The sequence below is a fragment of the Streptomyces sp. UH6 genome (genome assembly GCF_013421635.1).
GTDB lineage: Bacteria > Actinomycetota > Actinomycetes > Streptomycetales > Streptomycetaceae > Streptomyces > Streptomyces abyssomicinicus.
This window is the reverse complement of the sequence record NZ_JACADT010000571.1, coordinates 1-3,677: the sequence shown is the minus strand read 5'-3', so window position 1 is coordinate 3,677 and position 3,677 is coordinate 1. Positions and strand designations below refer to the sequence as shown.

Here is a 3,677-nt window from a genome sequence, read left to right as displayed (position 1 = left end):
CGCGGCCGGTTCGTCCTGGTCAGCGCCGCCGGCGCGGCGAAGCCCACCGCGGGCAACGCCGCCTACGGCGCCGCCAAGGCCGCCGCCGAGGCGTGGACGCTGGCCCTCGCGGACGCCTTCCGCAAGGAGGGGGGCGAGGAGGGCCCGGCCGCGGCGGCTGCGATCCTGGTGGTCAAGGCACTGGTGCACGACGCCATGCGCGCCGAGCGCCCGAACGCGAAGTTCGCGGGCTTCACCGACGTCAAGGACCTGGCCCAGGCCATCGCCGGAGTCTGGGGGACGCCCGCCAGTGAAGTGAACGGAAACCGTCTGTGGCTGACCGAGAAGCCGTGAACCCTCCGAAGACCGACGCGCGCCGTCGTCACGACCCGTCGGTCCGCGGCTTCGCCAGCGACAACTACGCGGGGGTCCACCCCGAGGTGCTCGCCGCCCTGGCCCTGGCCAACGGCGGGCACCAGGTCGCGTACGGCGAGGACGTCTACACGGAACACCTCCAGCAGGTCGTGCGCGGCCACTTCGGCGCCACCGCGGAGGCCTACCCCGTCTTCAACGGCACGGGCGCCAACGTGGTGGCCCTCCAGGCGGTCACCGACCGCTGGGGCGCGGTGATCTGCGCGGAGAGCGCCCACATCAACACCGACGAGGGCGGCGCGCCGGAGCAGGTGGCCGGCATCAAGCTGCTCACCGTGCCGACGCCCGACGGCAAGCTCACCCCCGAGCTGATCGACCGCCAGGCGTTCGGCTTCGACGACGAGCACCGGGCGATGCCGCAGGTCGTCTCGATCACCCAGTCGACCGAACTCGGCACCGTCTACACGCCGGACGAGATACGCGCCGTCTGCGACCACGCCCACGCGCACGGCATGACGGTCCACCTCGACGGCTCCCGGCTCGGCAACGCGGCCGCCTCCCTGGACGTGCCGATGCGGGCCTTCACCAACGCGGCCGGCGTCGACCTGCTCTCGCTGGGCGGCACCAAGAACGGCGCCATGTACGGCGAGGCCGTGGTGGTGATCGACCAGGAGCGGGTGCGCCGGATGAAGCACCTGCGCAAGACCTCCATGCAACTGGCCTCGAAGATGCGGTTCGTCTCGGTGCAGCTGGAGGCGCTGCTCGCCAAGGACCTGTGGCTGCGCAACGCCCGTCACGCCAACGAGATGGCGCGGCGTCTGGCCGAGGGGGTCCGGGGCGTGGACGGCGTGGAGATCCTCCACCCGGTGCAGTCGAACGCGGTCTTCGCCCGTCTGCCGCACGCCGTGACCGAGCGGCTGCAGAAGCGCTTCCGCTTCTACTTCTGGGACGAGGCCGCAGGTGACGTGCGCTGGATGTGCGCCTACGACACCGCGGAGGAGGACGTCGACGCCTTCGTCGCCGCCGTCAAGGAGGAGATGGCGTCCCGCTAAAATATGCATAGGTATGCGACCGTTCGGAAATCTATTGACCCCGGACGGTCGCCTTCCTATGATCATGGCGCATGGAGACCATCCAGCAGACGCCGGACCTGTCCGCATATCTGGCCGCGTCCGACGTGATAGATCATGAGCACCCGCTGGTCCGTGGGACCGCCGCACGCCTGGCCTCGACGGCCAGCGACTCGTATGACTATGCGCGCGCCGCCTTCGAATTCGTGCGCGACGCCATCCCCCACTCCCATGACGTGGACGACCCGCGGGTCACCTGGCGCGCCTCCGACGTGATCGGGCTGCGCACCGGCATCTGCTACGCGAAGGCGCACGCGCTGGCCGCGCTGCTGCGGGCCGAGGACATCCCCACGGCGCTCTGCTACCAGCGGCTCGGCGACGACCGGGGCGGCTTCGTGATCCACGGCCTGGTCGCCGTCCGCTTCCACGGCGCCTGGCACCGGCAGGACCCCCGGGGCAACAAGCCGGGGGTCGACGCCCGGTTCTCCCTGACGGGGGAGAGGCTGGCGTTCCCGGTGGACGCCTCACGGGGCGAGCGGGACCATCCGGAACTCCACGCGGAGCCCCACCCCGCGGTGCTGGCGGCGCTGCGCGGCGCGCGGGACCGGGCCGAGCTGTGGCGGACGCTGCCGGGGGAGCTGTGACCGGCACGCGCCGCGACGTGAGGTGAGGGGGAGCGCCCGCGCGGGGACCGGCCCTCAGTGCTGCTCGCGGCGGGCGACCTCTTCGACGGTGGGGGCGGTGCCCCCCAGGTGCGCGGGGAGCCACCAGGAGTCCTCGGGGCCGGAGGGCTTGTCCGGGTACTCGCGCTGGGCGGCCTCGAGAAGGACTTGGACGCGGTCCCGCAGGCGGGCCGTGAGCTCCTCGGCGGTGCCCTTCGAGGTGTCGATCGGCTCGCCCACCCGGATGGTCACCGGTGTGTGGCTGCGGCTGAAGTCGCGCTTGCGGCCCTTGGTCCACAGGCGCTGGGTGCCCCACAGCGCCATCGGGACCAGCGGGACGCCGGACTCCTGCGCCAGGCGCGCCGCGCCCTTCTTGAACTCCTTCAGGCAGAACGACTGGGAGATCGTCGCCTCGGGGAAGATGCCCACCACCTCACCGGAGCGCAGCGAGTCCAGTGCGTGCGCGTAGGCCGCGTCGCCCTTGCGGCGGTCCACCGGGATGTGCCGCATGCCGCGCATCAGCGGGCCGGAGATCCTGTGGCGGAAGACCGAGTCCTTGGCCATGAACCGCACCAGCCGCTTGCGCGGACGGGCCGCGTAGCCGTCGAAGATGAAGTCCAGGTAGCTGATGTGGTTGCTGGCCAGCACCGCGCCGCCCGCCCGAGGTATGTTCTCCGTTCCCTGCAGGTCGATCTTCAGGTCCCAGGCCTTGAACAACGACAAGGCGAGACCGATGACGGGACGGTAGACAAGCTCTGCCATGGGCGGGACGAGCTCCCTTCTGGTGTGTGTGGCCGCCAGGCAAGGGATTACCAGCTCCGGCCGCTCCAACCTACGCGGCCGTAGGTTACGGTCGCGTACAGATCGTGCCCCAAGAACGGGCAAAGGACCAGATGAAGTGCCTGGTCCCGGAGAGATCCTCGTCACGTCCCCCATATGGCCCCTGACCGGGGAATCTTCACCCCCCGCCCACCGCTGACGGTATCCGGCAGGTGATGATGGGAGCGCCGCGGCGGCGGCGGAACGGAGGAGCACGGGTGAGCGGGCACGACGGCGGACCGCGGGTCGACACAGCCGTACTCGGCGGCCGCCCGGGCGAACGGGCCACCCTGCTGCAGTTCTCCACCGCGTTCTGCGCCCCCTGCCGCGCGACACGGCGCGTTCTGTCCGAGGTGGCCGCGATGGTCCCCGGCGTGGCGCACGTGGAGGTCGACGCGGAGGCCCATCTGGCGCTGGTGCGCGCGCTGGAGATCGAGTCCACCCCGACCACGCTGGTGCTCGACGCGGACCGCCGCGTGGTGCGCCGGGCCGCGGGCGTGCCGCGCAGGGCCGATGTGATCGCCGCGCTCGGAGAGGCGATATGAGGAAGGACGACCCCATGACGGTCGAGTCCACGACGGTCGAGTCCACGACGGTTGGTTCCACGGAGGCCGGAGCGGGTGCCGGCGCCGGGGCCGGTACGGGTTCCGGGGCCGGTGCCGGCGGGGCGGCGCAGGCGCCGCCGGTGACCGGACCCGACGCGCCCGCGGCGACCGGGGCCGACGCCTTTGCCGCGGGCGCCGGTGCCGTGACCCGCTCGGACCTGCTGCGTTCC

General features: G+C 71.8%; 5 protein-coding genes and 1 pseudogene. 5 read left to right on the top strand and 1 reads right to left on the bottom strand.

The features are described 5' to 3' along the window. The 3 genes and pseudogenes from HW445_RS22215 to HW445_RS22205 all read left to right on the top strand — a co-directional run. Positions 1-333: pseudogene (locus tag HW445_RS22215) on the top strand (short-chain dehydrogenase); the annotation flags it as partial. Then, the gene (locus tag HW445_RS22210; protein WP_180222738.1) at positions 330-1,403 is read left to right on the top strand and encodes a low specificity L-threonine aldolase; all 1,074 of its coding nucleotides are present in this window, start codon (positions 330-332) and stop codon (positions 1,401-1,403) included. The pseudogene HW445_RS22215 and the gene HW445_RS22210, both read left to right, overlap by 4 nt. A 71-nt stretch (positions 1,404-1,474) precedes the next feature. Continuing rightward, the gene (locus HW445_RS22205) at positions 1,475-2,065 is read left to right on the top strand and encodes a transglutaminase domain-containing protein (RefSeq protein WP_180222737.1); all 591 of its coding nucleotides are present in this window, start codon (positions 1,475-1,477) and stop codon (positions 2,063-2,065) included. Between the two features lie 54 nt (positions 2,066-2,119). Here HW445_RS22205 and HW445_RS22200 read toward each other — a convergent pair whose 3' ends face one another. Continuing rightward, positions 2,120-2,845 (bottom strand): 1-acyl-sn-glycerol-3-phosphate acyltransferase, encoded by a 726-nt coding sequence (locus tag HW445_RS22200; RefSeq protein WP_180222736.1) that lies wholly within the window; start codon positions 2,843-2,845, stop codon positions 2,120-2,122. 233 nt (positions 2,846-3,078) lie between these two features. On the opposite strand from HW445_RS22200, the gene HW445_RS22195 reads away from it, so the two are divergent. Both HW445_RS22195 and HW445_RS32855 read left to right on the top strand, forming a co-directional pair. Further along, positions 3,079-3,447 carry a thioredoxin family protein gene (locus HW445_RS22195; RefSeq protein WP_180222735.1) on the top strand — a complete coding sequence of 123 codons (369 nt, stop codon included), beginning with the start codon at positions 3,079-3,081 and terminating at the stop codon, positions 3,445-3,447. 14 nt (positions 3,448-3,461) lie between these two features. Then, positions 3,462-3,677, top strand: a 216-nt coding sequence (locus tag HW445_RS32855) for a hypothetical protein (protein WP_218957268.1), incomplete at its 3' end; no start/stop codon positions are given.